This is a genomic window from Pararhodobacter zhoushanensis, assembly GCF_003990445.1.
Classification (GTDB): Bacteria; Pseudomonadota; Alphaproteobacteria; order Rhodobacterales; family Rhodobacteraceae; genus Pararhodobacter; species Pararhodobacter zhoushanensis.
On record NZ_REEZ01000001.1, the window covers coordinates 182,952 to 196,778 of the forward strand.

Annotated in this window: 13 protein-coding genes; 4 read left to right on the forward strand and 9 right to left on the reverse strand. The window is 64.1% G+C overall.

Annotated elements, in window-relative coordinates; all coding sequences use genetic code 11:
- Positions 1-26: 26 nt before the first annotated feature.
- The 8 genes from EAE28_RS00860 to EAE28_RS00895 all read right to left on the reverse strand — a co-directional run bounded on the left by EAE28_RS00860 (position 27) and on the right by EAE28_RS00895 (position 9,043).
- Positions 27-1,046, reverse strand: a complete 1,020-nt coding sequence (locus EAE28_RS00860; RefSeq protein ID WP_127103930.1) for an ABC transporter ATP-binding protein — start codon at positions 1,044-1,046, stop codon at positions 27-29.
- Positions 1,043-2,083, reverse strand: coding sequence for an ABC transporter ATP-binding protein (locus EAE28_RS00865; protein WP_220443868.1), 1,041 nt, complete (start codon positions 2,081-2,083; stop codon positions 1,043-1,045). Before EAE28_RS00865 ends, EAE28_RS00860 begins: the two co-directional genes overlap by 4 nt.
- Before the next feature lie 397 nt (positions 2,084-2,480).
- Positions 2,481-3,587: an amidohydrolase family protein gene (locus tag EAE28_RS00870; RefSeq protein ID WP_127103931.1), complete on the reverse strand. Its 1,107-nt coding sequence runs from the start codon at positions 3,585-3,587 to the stop codon at positions 2,481-2,483.
- A gap of 1 nt (position 3,588) precedes the next feature.
- The gene (locus EAE28_RS00875) at positions 3,589-4,662 is read right to left on the reverse strand and encodes an amidohydrolase family protein (RefSeq protein ID WP_127103932.1); all 1,074 of its coding nucleotides are present in this window, start codon (positions 4,660-4,662) and stop codon (positions 3,589-3,591) included.
- A gap of 26 nt (positions 4,663-4,688) precedes the next feature.
- A complete protein-coding gene (locus EAE28_RS00880) occupies positions 4,689-5,102 on the reverse strand; it encodes a Rieske (2Fe-2S) protein (RefSeq protein ID WP_127103933.1) in 414 nt (137 codons plus the stop codon).
- 621 nt (positions 5,103-5,723) lie between these two features.
- Complete coding sequence (locus tag EAE28_RS00885; protein ID WP_127103934.1) at positions 5,724-6,986, reverse strand: cytochrome P450; 1,263 nt, start codon at positions 6,984-6,986, stop codon at positions 5,724-5,726.
- Positions 6,983-7,717, reverse strand: coding sequence for a glutamine amidotransferase-related protein (locus EAE28_RS00890; protein WP_127103935.1), 735 nt, complete (start codon positions 7,715-7,717; stop codon positions 6,983-6,985). The genes EAE28_RS00885 and EAE28_RS00890 overlap by 4 nt, the downstream gene beginning before the upstream one ends.
- A gap of 3 nt (positions 7,718-7,720) precedes the next feature.
- The gene (locus EAE28_RS00895; RefSeq protein WP_127103936.1) at positions 7,721-9,043 is read right to left on the reverse strand and encodes a type I glutamate--ammonia ligase; all 1,323 of its coding nucleotides are present in this window, start codon (positions 9,041-9,043) and stop codon (positions 7,721-7,723) included.
- Positions 9,044-9,146: 103 nt separating this feature from the next.
- On the opposite strand from EAE28_RS00895, the gene EAE28_RS00900 reads away from it, so the two are divergent.
- Positions 9,147-10,199 (forward strand): AraC family transcriptional regulator, encoded by a 1,053-nt coding sequence (locus EAE28_RS00900; protein WP_164736508.1) that lies wholly within the window; start codon positions 9,147-9,149, stop codon positions 10,197-10,199.
- Positions 10,200-10,205: 6 nt separating this feature from the next.
- On the opposite strand, the gene EAE28_RS00905 is transcribed toward EAE28_RS00900, so the two are convergent.
- Positions 10,206-11,378, reverse strand: a complete 1,173-nt coding sequence (locus tag EAE28_RS00905; RefSeq protein WP_127103938.1) for a winged helix-turn-helix domain-containing protein — start codon at positions 11,376-11,378, stop codon at positions 10,206-10,208.
- Between the two features lie 128 nt (positions 11,379-11,506).
- Here EAE28_RS00905 and EAE28_RS00910 point away from each other — a divergent pair, with 128 nt between their 5' ends.
- From EAE28_RS00910 to EAE28_RS00920, 3 genes are all read left to right on the forward strand, one after another.
- On the forward strand, positions 11,507-11,899 hold the full coding sequence (locus EAE28_RS00910) for a DUF2177 family protein (RefSeq protein WP_127103939.1): 393 nt from the start codon (positions 11,507-11,509) through the stop codon (positions 11,897-11,899).
- Positions 11,900-12,059: 160 nt separating this feature from the next.
- Positions 12,060-13,031, forward strand: a complete 972-nt coding sequence (locus tag EAE28_RS00915; RefSeq protein WP_127103940.1) for an ABC transporter substrate-binding protein — start codon at positions 12,060-12,062, stop codon at positions 13,029-13,031.
- Positions 13,018-13,818: an ABC transporter ATP-binding protein gene (locus EAE28_RS00920; RefSeq protein WP_220443869.1), complete on the forward strand. Its 801-nt coding sequence runs from the start codon at positions 13,018-13,020 to the stop codon at positions 13,816-13,818. Before EAE28_RS00915 ends, EAE28_RS00920 begins: the two co-directional genes overlap by 14 nt.
- Positions 13,819-13,827 lie beyond the last annotated feature (9 nt).

Sequence of the window (13,827 nt, forward strand, 5' to 3'; positions counted from 1 at the left end):
CCATGACGCGCCGCGACGTGTTGACTTCAGCTGACGGTCTCGCGGCGCATTGCTGCACCTCCCTCCGCGAAACGTGCCAGCATCTCTTCGGCAAAATGGCAGGCGACGAACCGGCCCGGCACCAGTTCGCGCTGGACGGGTTCATCGGTCGAACACCGGTCCGCCGCGCGCGGGCAGCGGGTATGGAACCGGCACCCCGAGGGCGGGTTGAGCGCGCTGGGGATCTCGCCTTGCAGGATGATCCGCTCGCGGGCTTTGGCCTGATCGGCGATGATCTCAGGCTCGGCCGAGCGCAGCGCCTCGGAATATGGATGCAGCGGGCGGTTCATCACCGCCTCGGCCGGGCCGATTTCCATGATCTTGCCGAAATACATCACCGCAACGCGGTCGCTGATGTGACTGACGACATTCAGATCGTGGCTGATGAACAGATAGGTCAGGTTGAAGTCCTGCTGGAGTTTCCAAAACAGGTTCAGCATGTCCGCCTGAATCGACACATCCAGCGCCGCGACCACCTCGTCGCAGACTAGCACTTCAGGGTCCAGCACCAGCGCCCGCGCGATATTGGCGCGCTGCTTCTGGCCGCCGGACAGCTCATGCGGGTAACGGTTGCTCAGTTCGGGCGACAGCGCGACGGTGTCGAGCATCTCCAGCGCCCGCGCACGCCGCTCAGCCCGGTTGCCGATGCCCGCGATGTACATCGGCTCCATGACGCTTTCGAGGATCGTCATACGCGGGTTGAAGGCCGCGTTGGGATCCTGCGCGATGATCTGATACTTGCGCCGGTGGACGTTCAGCGCTTTGCGGTTCAGCGCAAAGGGATCAACGTCACCGTGGCGCACCTCACCGCCCGAAGGCGTGATCATGCCGACAGCAGCCCGGCCCAAGGTCGACTTGCCCGAACCGGATTCGCCAATGATGCCAAAGATCTCACCGGGCGCGACGGTGAACGACACCCCGTCCACGGCCCGCACCAACGTGCGGCTGCGGCCAAAGGTGACGGTCATGTTCTGAACGTCGACGGCGTTGGAGGCTTGCGTGGTCATTGCGAGACAGCCTGCTGCTGGGTCAGCTCTTGCCAGCGATGGCAGCGGATCTGGCGGTCGCCGGTTTGCTCGATACCGACCGGCTGGCGGCAGACAGGCGCTGCATGCGGGCAGCGCGGCTCGAACCGGCAGCCCGGCGGCATGGCGCGCAGCGAGGGCACGCGGCCCGGAATAGCGTTCAGCGTGCCGCGCGCGCGGCCGGCTTCGGGCACCGAATGCAGCAGGCCGGTGGTATAGGGATGGCGCGGCGTGGCGAGGACATCGGCAACAGGCCCGCCCTCGATCACCTGACCGCCGTACATGGTGATCATCCGGTCGCAGTTTTGCGACACCAGCGCCAGATTATGCGTGATGAACATGATCGCCGTGCCCTTTTGCTGGGACAGCTTGAGCAGCAGATCCATGATCTGCGCCTGAATGGTCACATCCAGCGCGGTGGTCGGCTCATCGGCGATCAGCAGTTCAGGCTCGCACACCAGCGCCATGGCGATCATCACCCGCTGGCGCATGCCGCCCGACAGGCTCATCGGGTAAAGCTGCGCGATTTCGCGCGGGGCGGCGATGCCGACACTGTCGAGCGCATCGATTGCACGCTCTTCAGCCTCGCGGCGCGAGACCTTGAAATGGCAGAGCACGGTTTCGACGATCTGCGCGCCGACGGTGAACACCGGGTCCAGCGCGCTCATCGGTTCCTGAAAGATCATCGAGATGTTGCGACCCCGGATGCGGCTCATCTGGCGGCGCGACAGGGTCAGCAGGTCGCGGTCGCCGAACTGGATGCGCCCTTCGGTGCGCGCATAGCGCGGCGGCAAAAGCTGCATGATCGACAGCGCGGTCATCGACTTGCCGCAGCCACTTTCACCGACGACACCCAGCGTTTCGCGCGGGCGTATCTGAAAGGACACGTCGTCAAGCACGCGGACCCAGCCGCTTTCATCGCGCAAATCCAGCTTCAGGCCGTCGACGCTCAACAGCGCACCAGCGCCGGCTGACATGCCGGTTGCGACCTCAGGCCGCTGCGCCTCAGTTACGGACATCCGTTACCTCCCGTGCGGGCTCTCGCCCACGCTTCCGGCGCAAAGTTGTCCAGGCTATGGGCCAAAGTATCCGCCCTGTCGCCCCCTCTGCGCCGTCTCTCCACGTGTATGCAAACACAGCCAACACCCCTAAGCAATATCTTTATTGCACCTTTGGCGTTGATAATTAAACGAAGCAGGGAAGCGACTGTGCTGACAGTGAAAATAGCCGTTGTCGCTACTAGAACGCCGCGTAAATGCTTATATTTATTAATAAATCGGCAGATCCGCGCCAACCGAAGCCTACGCAGGCTCAAACACCCACAGGCCGCTCCCCATCCCGGCGAGCGGCTGTGGCGTGCCCGTTTCCACGGCACCTGTATACATTTTGATCACGCCGGGCCCTGCCCGGCGCTGATTACTGGTCCAATCGGAACAGCTGCATTGCGTTATCGCGAAAGATCTTTGCCCGGTCCGCCGGGTCCAGCGGCGTGCGGAAAGCAAAGCGTGGATCGTCGAAATCCCAATGCGGATAATCGGTCGAGAACATCAACCGGTCCGCCCCGATCCACCGCACGATATCGTCGAGATGGCGATTCTCTTCGGGCTCTTCGATCGGCTGCGTGGTGAACCAGAAGTGATCGCGCAGATACTCGCTGGGTTTGCGTTTGACTTGCGGCACCTCGGCACCCATCCGCTTCCACTCGCGGTCCATCCGCCAGGCCAGCGAGGGCACCCACGAAAAGCCTCCCTCGACGACGACGATCTTCAGCTTGGGAAAGCGCTCGAATACGCCCTCCATGATCATCGACACGATGACCGTTTGCAGGCTGTTCGAGGCGGCGTAATGCTCTTCCAGATAGAACGACGACCAGCCCGACGGCGTGTTCGGTCGCTGTCCGAAAGCTCCGGTGTGCAGGCCGATGGGCAGGCCGTAATGCTCGGCAGCCTCGAAGATCGGCCAATAGCGGCGACGACCAATCGGCTCGATGGTGCGCGGCGGGATCGAGATCTGCACAAAGCGCCGGTCATGCGCGCGGCGGTCAATCTCGGCCACCGATTCCGCCGCATCCTCTTGCGCCACACAGATCGAGGCGCGCAGGCGCGGCTCGGGTCCGGCGAATTTGTCGATCTGCCAGTCGTTGATGCCGATGCACAGCGCCGCACCCAGATCCTGATTGTTGGTAACAGCGCCAGCGGCCAGCGGCTGCAAAACGCCGTGGTCGATGTTGCACTGATCCAGCAACTGCTCACGCAGGAACGCCAGATCCGAGGCGGGCGGCCCTCCGTTGGGCGGCCAGCTGTCGCGGCGCATGCCGTTGCCGGGGGTCATCCGCGGATAGATCATCGCGCCCAGAAACGGGTTCGGCGTGCGCAGCGCATAGTCGCGGATGTGATCACGCCAGCGCTGCGGCAGGTAGCTGCCCAGTTCCTGCGGGTTGGAAAAGGCCGGGTGGATGTCACAATCCACGACGCCCAGACGCTTGGGGGCCGTGGTTTCGCGGTCGAGTTCAGTTGCTTCCATGTCAGCCTCCAAGACGGGGGTACGTGGCCAGCGCATTGCTGCGCATGGCCTTTTGCAGGAGCGCGTCCGGCACGCCGTGGGGCAACACGTCGAGCCCCTCATAGTGCCAGTGGGGGTAATCGCTGGAGAACAGCAGCATATCATCCGAGAGCAGATGCGAGAGCATCTTTTCTACCTCGGCGGGATCTTCGGGGCCGTCAAAAGGTTGCGAGGTTACGCGCACATGACGGCGGATCAGCGCGGCGGGGCTGTCCTTGACCCATGGCACCTCGATCCGCGTACCGCGCCAGTCTTTTGACATGCGCCACATCAAAGGCGGGATCCACGACACACCGGATTCGATGGCGACGACTTTGAGGTCGGGATATTTCGCAAACACCCCTTCGGCGATCATGCTGGCGATCTGCGTGGCAAAGCCCTGCGTCATCGCAATGTGATCTTCGATCAGAAAGGAATGATAGCCCGAGTGGCTGGGCGCATGGCGCAGCATGCTGCCGGCGTGGATGCCGATGGGCAGGCCGTGCTTCTCGGCCGCTTCGAAAATCGGCCAGTAGGTTTGGCGGCCCAAGGGCAGCTCGCCCGCCGCCAGCGTCAGGATCTGGACGAAGCGCTTGTCGGATGCCAGCCGCTCGATCTCGGCCACGGCGGCGGGGACGTTCTGGAACGGCACCAGCATCGAGCCGCGCAAACGGCTGTCGCGATCAAGCCAGGTATCGGCCAGCCAGTCATTCGTCGCCCGGCACACGGCCTGCGCCAGATACGGGTCAAAGAGCGCATGCGCCCCTGAGACCACGTTCAGGATCGCATGGCCCAGTTCCAGCGGGTCGAGCAGGTTCTTCTGCATCGCCACCAGCGCGTCCCCCTCGCCCACCCAATCGGGGCGGCGGTAGGGCTTGGTGCGTTCGGGCGCGCTCATCAGTTCGAGCACGTCGATGTCGCGCGACTGAAAGGTCTCTTTCCAGTAGTCGTCGACATAGGGCAGCAGATCGGCCTGACGCGGCAGCGGCGGATGCACATCAGTGTCGATGGCGCCTGCCGTGGTGATCGCGCGGGGCTTGGTCAGGGTGTCGCTCATTCAAACATCTCCTTTCGCGTGGCCGCTCACAGCGTCACGATCACGTATTCGTCCTGCACGGACACATCGTAGACTTCGATCTGGTAAGGCCCCTCGGCCAGATCCGAACCGGGGCTGACCTTGACGTCATAGCTGCGCACCTTGAGACGGTTGGGGTCGCAATAGGACTTTCCGGTCAGGATATCGAACTCCCAGCCATGCCAAGGGCAACGCACCAGCTCACCGCGCCGTTCCATGCGGTAGTCGCCGGGACCATCCGAATCGACCAGCCCGGTGATCTTGCCCTTGCACAGGCTCGCCCCCTCATGCGGACAGCGGTCGGCGATGGCGTGCAGGGTGCCCTGCACGTTGAAAATCGCCACATCGCGTTTACCTGCCGAGAACCTGCGCGCCTCGCCTTGTGGAATATCGGTCAGCTTGCAAACGACATAGTTGGGCATCGTATCTTGTTCCTCGAAGGGTCAGCGGTCGTGACGAAAAGCAGGGGGCAACGCATACAAAGGGGCGTGATGCCCAATATCAGTGAGACTGCGATTACTTGGCGTCATTGTATACATGATTCTTGCTCTATGGGCCGAACCAGACGCTGTATGCGAAATGCCTCACGCCATGCGGGCAGAGAAACGTCAGCAATGTCAGGGAATCGGGTGCAGCCAAGGGTGGAAACACACCACCCGATCGGCACGCCGCCTAGGGTAAGGAGACGTGACATCCTTCTGATAACACACCGTAAAGTCGGCTTTTCGCTGCGAGTACGCACCAAAGCAAGAACGCGCAATCTGCGCAGCGCTTGTGACAAGGGTGCCGACAGTGCGCTCGGCACGTCAGGTCGTATCGTCATCTCTCCCCCCTTGAGCCGCCACTCGGGCGGGTCTCAGGGGTTGTATACACCATCAACGGTTCGTCGTGTAGCCCCTACACGCAACCGGTAGCGCGATGGTGAGCACCCGCGCCGCGGCAATCGGTGGTTTGGCACCCCTCAGCGTCGCAGGTAACACCCGCTCACCGGCCGCGCTGTCGCCTGCAAGAGAACCGAGAGTCGCCAAGGAAAACCGCAGCCTTCACAGCGCCGTCAGCTCAAGATCCAGCGATTTGACGCCATGCACATGGTTGCTGCGCAACAGGTTCGGCCCCGACTGGGTGCGGATCGTCGCCACCCGCTTGGCCATTTCCTCAAGCAGCACCCGCACCTGCAATTGCGCCACGTAATTGCCCAGACAGAAATGCGGCCCGCCTTTGCCAAAGGCCATGTGCGGATTGGGGCTGCGGTCCAGACGGAACTCATCGGGCGCGTCGAAATACGCCTCATCCCGGTTGCCCGAGGCATAATACATCGCGACCTTCTCGCCCTTGTCGATCTGAACGCCGCCCAGCTCGGTCGCCCGCGTGGTGATCCGGCGCACGAAATGCACCGGCGTCGCCCAGCGGACGCATTCATCCGTTGCCGTCTGGCTCTTGATCCCGCCTTCACGAAAACGCGCCCATTCCCCCGGGTTCTGCGCCAGCGCGTTCAGGCTGTGGGACATGGTGTGGCGCGTCGTCTCGTTCCCGGCGACAACCAACATCAGGAAATAATTGAGATAATCATCTTCGCTGATCGGCTTGCCATCGACCTGCGCCTGCACCAGCATGGTGATCACATCCTCACGCGGGTTGGCGCGGCGGTCGGCGGCCAGTTCCCGGCCCATCTCGAACGCCAGAAGCGAGGCCGGGTGCCCAAAGGGCAGCATCCGCCGTTCCTCGGCCGAATAGCGCTCAAAGATCGGGTCAATAAAATCGGGATCATCCGAGCCGATCAGCAGATCGGACCAGCGGATCAGGTCGTCCTTGCGCTCGGCCGGGATGCCCAGCAGTGAGCACAAGGTCAGGATCGGCACCTCTTTGGTCAGCGTCGTCACCGCCTCAAAGCTGCCCGCCCCGACCAGCCGGTCGAGCAAGGCCCCGATGCGCGCGCGCACATCCTCTTCCAGCCCGCCAACCCCGCGCCGGGTAAAGCCCGGCATGGTCAGCAGGCGCATCTTGCCATGCTGCGGCGGGTCCATTTCCAACAGCGTCCGCCGCGCATCATTCTGCGCATCGTCGAAATCATCAAGCGAGATCACGCCGTTGCGCGACGAATAGGTTTCGGTGTCTTTCGACACCAGCACGATGTCGTCGTAGCGGGTGACGGCCCAGAACCCCTTGTGCCCGTCGTTGCGCGGGTTCCATGCCACCGGCGCTTCGCGGCGCAGGCGGGCGAACTCGGCGCGCGGGACGCCGGTCTGCCAGTTGCCCGCGTTGGACAGATCAACCTGCGTGGTGGGGCGTACGGTCGAGAGGGTCATTGCGAGGCTCCGCTTTTGGCGAGGGTGTGGGTCAGAAAGGCCATGATCCAGCGCGCCGCCAAAGCGGGATTGCGCAGCTGGGTCAGGCTGGCGGTGGCAGCGTCGGTCTGGGCCGCGCCGATGCGGTCGCGCTCATAGGCGTAAACGGTGGCGGCAAAAGCCGGGTCCATCTCGGGATGCGCCTGAAAGGTCAGGATCGTATCGCCGATCTGCGTCACCGCCGCCGGGCAGAACGGGCTTTGCGCCAGAACCTGCGTGTCGGGGGCAAGGCGGGTGACCTGATCCTTGTGCAAGGCAATCAGGTCAAAGCCTTGCGCGCTGTCGCTCGCCACAGCATCGGGCAGCCAGACGGGCAGCGCCGTGACGTCGTAATGATGAATCCCGACACCCCAGGCCGCCCCCTCGGTCACCTGCCCGCCCAGAACATGGTGCAAATGCTGGTGGCCGTAGCAGATACCGATAAGAGGCACCTGCCCGGCAACCTGCCGCAGAAACCCGGTCAATGCCTGCTGCCACGGCGCGTCGTCATAGGCCGAGGCCGGGCTGCCGGTGAGCAGATAGGCGTCACAGGCCGCCGGATCGGTGGGAAGCTGCCCCTCAACCGCGTTCCAGACGCGATACTCGGGCGCTGCACCGGCCAGATGCAGCAAGGGCGGAAACCACGCGCCGAACGCGCCGAAATCTGACCAATCCGGCCTTTGCGTCCCGCATTCAATCAATCCTAAACGCATGGCTCACCCCAACTCGAAAAAGCGGCGGCGTTCGTCGATCAGGGACTTGCCCGCGAGTTTGGCCAGCTGATCGCGACGGGTGGCGCAATAGGCGCGCACGAACCGCTCACCCAGCCAGTCGGAGGCCAGCGCCGACCCCTCCAGCGCATCGATCGCCGCCGCCATCCCGTCGGGCAATGCCTGCCCCTTGGCCACGCCGGGCACATAGCCGTTGCCCATGGTCGGCGCGGTCGGCTCGACCTTGCCCGCGATCCCCGCCAGACCGGCAGCCAGCGTGGCCGCCATTGCCAGATGCGGGTTGGCATCGGCGCAGGGCAGACGGTTCTCGACCCTGAGAGTCGAGGGCCGCGCCCCGACAACGCGGAACGCGGTCGTGCGGTTTTCGATCCCCCACGAGAACGCGGGCGGCGCAAAAGTGCCCTCGGCAAAGCGCCGCCAGCTGTTCACGGTCGGGGCAAAGAGCAGCATCAGGCCGGGCAGATATTCCTGCAGCCCGCCCAGAAAATAGCGGAACGCGGGCGACAGATGATCCGGCGCATCGGCGTCCCAGAACAGGGACTGGCCCGCCTCATCAAGCAGTGAAATATGGATATGCGAGGACTGGCTGTCCACATCCTCGGACCAGCGGGGCATGAAACACACGGTCTGGTCCTGCCGCATGGCAAACACGCGCAGGAAGTTGCGCAGCAAGACGGCTTCATCCGCAGCCTCCAGCGCCGGGATCGCGCCAATGCAGGCCTCCATGAAGCCGCCGCCGATCTCTTCGTGCATCTTCTGCAGGCTGATTTTCAGCGGTTCGCAGAAATCGGCAACCCCGGCGTAGAAGGCGGATTGCGCGGCCTGATAGATGATCAGATCGTGGCTGGGATGCGCCGTGGCGGTGAGCAGTTCCTCATAGCCCTTGGCCTTCAGGCTGCGCGGCGTTTCGTCAAACAGGGTAAATTCCAGCTCGATCCCGGCCTTGGTGGACAGCCCCATCGCCTTGGCCCGCGCCAGAACCCGGCGCAGCAGGCTGCGCGGGCAGAGCCCGGCGGCCTCGCCGGTGAACTCGGCCAGATACAACGCCGAATCCTCATCCCGCTCGAAGGGGATGTGCCGCAGGCTGGCCGCATCGACCGCCAGCTCGCTGTCGTGGAAATCGGCGCTGTCGTCGGTCACGCCGGGCATCGCCATGATGTCATCCGTCGGATCCAGCGCCAGCTGCACCGGCGACATGCCGATGCCATGCGCCAACACGCCCGGCAGATCGGCGCCGCGGAACTTCTGCCCGCGCAAAAGCCCGTTCGTATCGACGATGGCAACGGTGAAAAAGCGGTCTTTCGTCATGCTGCAGTGTCCCTGTTTGCCCGTAGCCGGGTTTTGATTTTCACAAAGCTTGACACCGCGCGTCCGCGCCTTCCTGATAGTTTCGAACAGAAAACATACATTTTTGAACAGCCATACCCGCATGCGCCCTGAAACCGCCCGGCCCCGCGCCGAAATCCGCGGCACCGTGCTGCGCCAGATCTTCGACGAATGCGCCCTCACCGATGCGGTGCGCCTCGGGTTGCTGGGCGGCTACGGGCTCAGCGATGCCGACATCGACGGTGAAGACGGGGCGATCCCGCTTGCCGCCTATCTGGAGATTTTCGAGAGCCTCGCCGACCACCAGCGCCAGCCCACGCTCGGTCTGAAACTGTCGCGCCGGATGGGGCCGGATCTGGCCGGCGCACCGGGCTACCTGTTTCTGGGCGCTCCGGATCTGGGCACCGCCATCGACGAATTCGTGCGCACGGTGTTCGCCATTCAGGGCGCGACTTTTCTGGATTTTATCCGCGCCCCCACCCCGATGATGAGCTATTTCATCGTCGATCAGACCCTGACCTCACGGCGTCAGGATGCCGAGTTCTCGCTGGCTTATATGCACCAGTTGATCTGCCTGTTTCTGGGCACGCCCTATGCGCCGGTCGAGCTGACATTCGAGCATGCACGGCTTGCCCCGCTATCAAGCTATGAGCGCCATTTCGGATGCCCGGTGTATTTCGAGCAAGCGAGAAATTCACTTATCATGCGCCCGCAGGATCTGACGTTGAAGGCGCGGCGGCATGACCCGAGGCTCGCCAGCCTGCTGCGCCATTATCTGACGATGATCCGCCCCACCAAGGACCGGCCCAGCCGCGTCACCGATCAGGTCGACGCGGTTCTGGCCAAAACCGTCGGCGCGGACCCGGTGACGGTGGCCGATGTCGCGTTCAGGCTGGGCACGACGGAGCACACATTGCGCCGCAAGCTGAGTGCCGAAGGGGTGAGCTTTCGTGAACTCTTGCGCGCCAAGAAAATCGCGGTTGCGATGCGGCAACTTGAGGATACCGAGTTCTCCATCCTCGATATCGCGCAAAAGCTGGGCTATTCGGACGCCGCCGCCTTTACCCGAGCGTTCCGCGCCGAAACCGGGGTCAGCCCCAGCCTGCACCGCAAACAAGTGAACCGCCTGCGCCGATGAGCCGGGTTAGCGCGGGCACTCCCAGACGACCTGCCCAACCCCTGCCAGCCGGGCAAAGCGCGCAAGCTCGGCCTCGAGCTTTTCGGCGCGCGCCCTCGATGCCCGGACACCCGGTTCGTCCCAGCGTTTGAGCACGCTCAACACCCCCGCCGCGCGGTCCGCCTTGGCCTCGATCCGGCCGACAAAGCGACTGCCCTCAAGCACCGGGTACACGTAATAGCCCCATTGCCGCTTGGCCGCCGGCAAAAACAGCTCAACCGTATAGTCGAACCCGAACAGGCGTTTCAGCCGTGCGCGGTCCCGGATCGCCGGGTCGAACGGACTGAGAATGCGCAGCCGCCCGCCCGGAGCCGAAAGCGCCGTCAGCCGTTCCTCAATATCCGCGCAGCCCCAGGCCTTGGTCCAGCTGCCATCGGCACCCTGAACCTCAACCGGGATCAGCGCGGTGCTGTCCCGCTCTGCCCAGGCTGCAACCTCTGCTGGATCGGTTGCGTCCCAGAATTTGCGGATCTCGCCCAGCGTCCCAAAGCCGATGCGGTCCAGTGCCGCGCGGCACAGCCCGTCGATCTGCGCCTTATCGGACAGCTGCGCGTTTCTCAGCTCTGCTGGAAACACCCTGTCAGCCAGATCATAATATTTGATGAACCCGTCCCGGTGCGAGGTCGCCAGTTCGCCCGCATACCACAGGTAATCCAGCACCTTTTTATGCGGCGGGCGGCGCCACATCTCCTTGGGCCCCTCCAGCTTGGTGTCGAAATCGCGCGTCGACAGCGGGCCTTCATCCGCAATGCGCCGCTTGACCAGCGCCAGAAGCTCAGGCTCCAACGCGCCGCCATACCACGACGAACGCTCGACCTTGGCCTTCATCCGCCGGAACTGGCGTTGCCACAGCGGCAGAAATTCCATCGGCAGGACCGAGGCATCATGGGTGAAATGCTCGAACACCTGCCGGTCTTTGGCAAGCAACCCGTCGAGCAATGGCTCGCGATAGCGCGGGTTGCGGCTCCACAGGATATGGTGATGCGCGCGCGACACGATCTGGATGGTGTCCAGCTGGACAAACCCCAGCGCGCGGATCAGCCCCAGCGTATCACACGCCCCTGCCGGTGGCGCGGTCAGACCATGCGCGCGAAGCCACAGGGCTCTGGCGTCGGAATTTGAGATCTTCAGGGCAGACACAGACCGGCTCACCTGTTGCAAGACGACAGTGATGCCGCCCGAGGCCGGGTTATGCAATGGTCAAGGCCCCCTCGCCTTGGCGAAACACCGCGCTACCTGTGCCCGCGCACCCAATCCCGGAGCCCGCCATGATCCTCTACGCCATCACCGCCCTCCTGTTTCTTGCCATCGACGCGCTGATGCTAACGTTGGTGATGAAACCGCTGTTTGTCCGCCATCTGGGCGCGACGATGCGCGACAGCCCGATGCTGGCACCGGCGGGGCTGTTCTATCTGGCCTATGTGGCAGGTCTGGTGTTCCTCGTCTCGGCCCCTGCCCTGCGCGATGCCGACCCCCTGCGCGCACTGCTGCAAGGTGCGGTAATCGGCGCGATGGCCTATGGCACGTACGAGTTCACCTCGATGTCGATCATGAAAGACTGGTCATGGGCGATGGTCGCCACCGACACGCTGTGGGGCACGATGCTGACCGGGTTCTGCGCCTGGGCCGGGGTTGCGCTGTTGTTGCGCCTTCAGGGCTGAGCCCCTTCACCGGATGTCCAAGTTTTAGGCAGGCACGCGGTAGCCGGGGCAAATTGCCCTGCTTCCGCCAGCCCCTGCCGCCTTCGTTGTTGACAAAACGCCCTGCCCCGCAATTTACTACGAGCACGTAGTATAAAAACAACATCGCAGGGAGAACGCCATGTTCGCTAAACTTCGCACGGTGGTCACCGGGCTGGCCGTCGCCGCCGCGCTGACAACGCCGGTTCTGGCCCAGACAACCGCACCACGCATCGCCATCGCCTTGTTCGGGCCGCATCCATCGCTTCAGCAGGTCTCGGACGGGTTCAAAGCCTCGCTCGACGCTGCAGGCTATGCGCCGGTTTATGACGAGGGCAACGTCAACTTCGACCGGTCGCTGGTACCGCAGTTCCTGAACCGTCTGGCCGCTGCCGACCCGGATCTGATGCTGACGATCACCACGCCGATGGCGCAATCGGCGCGCCAGATCCTTGCCAACCGCGATTTTCCCATCGTCTTTGCACCCGTCACCGACCCGGTTCAGGCGGGGCTGGTCGACTCCTGGGACGCGGGTGCCCCTCTGCTGACCGGCGTGTCCAACATCCCCGATCTGGCGGCGACGGTCGCCTTCATGCAATCACTGGTGCCCGGCATGACCCGGCTGGGCGTGCTCTACAACCCCGGCGATGACAGCGACACCGCCTTTGCCACCCGCCTGCAAACCCTTGCGCCAGAGCAGGGCGTCGAGGTGCTGCTGATCGGCGTTGATAACGCCAATGACATCCCGCAGCGTGTGACCTCGGCGCAGGGACGGGTGGATGCGCTGTTCGTTCCGGCCTCCAGCCTGCTGCAACCCGCCAGCCCGGCGATTGCTTCGGCGGCCGGGCGGATATCGATGCCGGTGTTCAGCTCGAACACCCAGTCGGTTGGCGATGCGTTGGCGCTGGCGACCTTTGCCGTCGATTTCTACCGTATCGGCGAACGCGCGGGTGAACTGGCCGCGCGCATCCTCGGCGGTGAAGACCCCGCCACCATTGCCATCGCAGTTCCGGCACCTGAGGATCACCTGATCCGCATCAGCCAGCGTCAAATGACCGCGCTTGGCCTGACCCTGCCCGAGGCGCTGACCGGGTGCGACTGTGTCGTCGACTGACGCCCGCCCCGCCCTGACCCTCGACGCGCTGCGGCTGACCTTTCATCCGGGCACCCCGGATGAAAGGGTCGCGCTGGATGGGTTGAACCTGCGCATGAATGAGGGCGATTTCGCCGTCGTCATCGGCTCGAATGGCGCGGGCAAGAGCACCATGCTCAACGCCATCTCGGGCGCGTTGCAGCCTGACAGCGGGCGCGTGTTGTTTGGCGCGCAGGACGTCACCGACCTGCCCGTCCACCGCCGCGCGGGTTTCATCGGCCGGGTGTTTCAGGACCCGATGCTGGGCACGGCCCCCGCCCTGTCGATCGAGGAAAACCTGGCCCTCGCACAGCGGCGCGGCCTGCGGCGCGGGTTCCGGCTGGCGCTGGGACGCGGCAACCGCCAGCGGTTTGCTGATCTGCTTGCCCCCTTCGGACTGGGGCTGGAAACGCGGATGGGCGTGCTGGCGGGCAAGCTATCGGGCGGGCAGCGGCAGGTTCTGGCGCTGCTGATGGCCGCGATGCAAAAGCCCCGGTTGTTGCTGCTCGATGAGCACACCGCCGCGCTCGACCCCGGCACTGCCGAGCTGGTCATGCAGGCGACCCGCCGCATCGTCGACGAGGGTGGGCTGACCACGCTGATGATCACCCACAACATGCAGCACGCCCTCGACACCGGGAACCGTCTACTGGCGCTGAATGCGGGTCAGGTGCGGCTGGATCTGGATGCGCAGGCCAAGGCCGGCCTGACCATCGAGGCGCTGGTCCAGCGCTTTGGCGCCAGCGACGACCAATTGCTGCGCGCATAGAGGGACCAC

Excerpts from the sequence above, each read along its gene's own strand:
- EAE28_RS00860 (WP_127103930.1), bottom strand. The coding sequence starts at position 1,046 with ATGACCACGCAAGCCTCCAACGCCGTCGACGTTCAGAACATGACCGTC.
- EAE28_RS00865 (WP_220443868.1), bottom strand. The coding sequence starts at position 2,083 with ATGTCCGTAACTGAGGCGCAGCGGCCTGAGGTCGCAACCGGCATGTCA.
- EAE28_RS00870 (WP_127103931.1), bottom strand. The coding sequence starts at position 3,587 with ATGGAAGCAACTGAACTCGACCGCGAAACCACGGCCCCCAAGCGTCTG.
- EAE28_RS00875 (WP_127103932.1), bottom strand. The coding sequence starts at position 4,662 with ATGAGCGACACCCTGACCAAGCCCCGCGCGATCACCACGGCAGGCGCC.
- EAE28_RS00880 (WP_127103933.1), bottom strand. The coding sequence starts at position 5,102 with ATGCCCAACTATGTCGTTTGCAAGCTGACCGATATTCCACAAGGCGAG.
- EAE28_RS00885 (WP_127103934.1), bottom strand. The coding sequence starts at position 6,986 with ATGACCCTCTCGACCGTACGCCCCACCACGCAGGTTGATCTGTCCAAC.
- EAE28_RS00890 (WP_127103935.1), bottom strand. The coding sequence starts at position 7,717 with ATGCGTTTAGGATTGATTGAATGCGGGACGCAAAGGCCGGATTGGTCA.
- EAE28_RS00895 (WP_127103936.1), bottom strand. The coding sequence starts at position 9,043 with ATGACGAAAGACCGCTTTTTCACCGTTGCCATCGTCGATACGAACGGG.
- EAE28_RS00910 (WP_127103939.1), top strand. The coding sequence starts at position 11,507 with ATGATCCTCTACGCCATCACCGCCCTCCTGTTTCTTGCCATCGACGCG.
- EAE28_RS00915 (WP_127103940.1), top strand. The coding sequence starts at position 12,060 with ATGTTCGCTAAACTTCGCACGGTGGTCACCGGGCTGGCCGTCGCCGCC.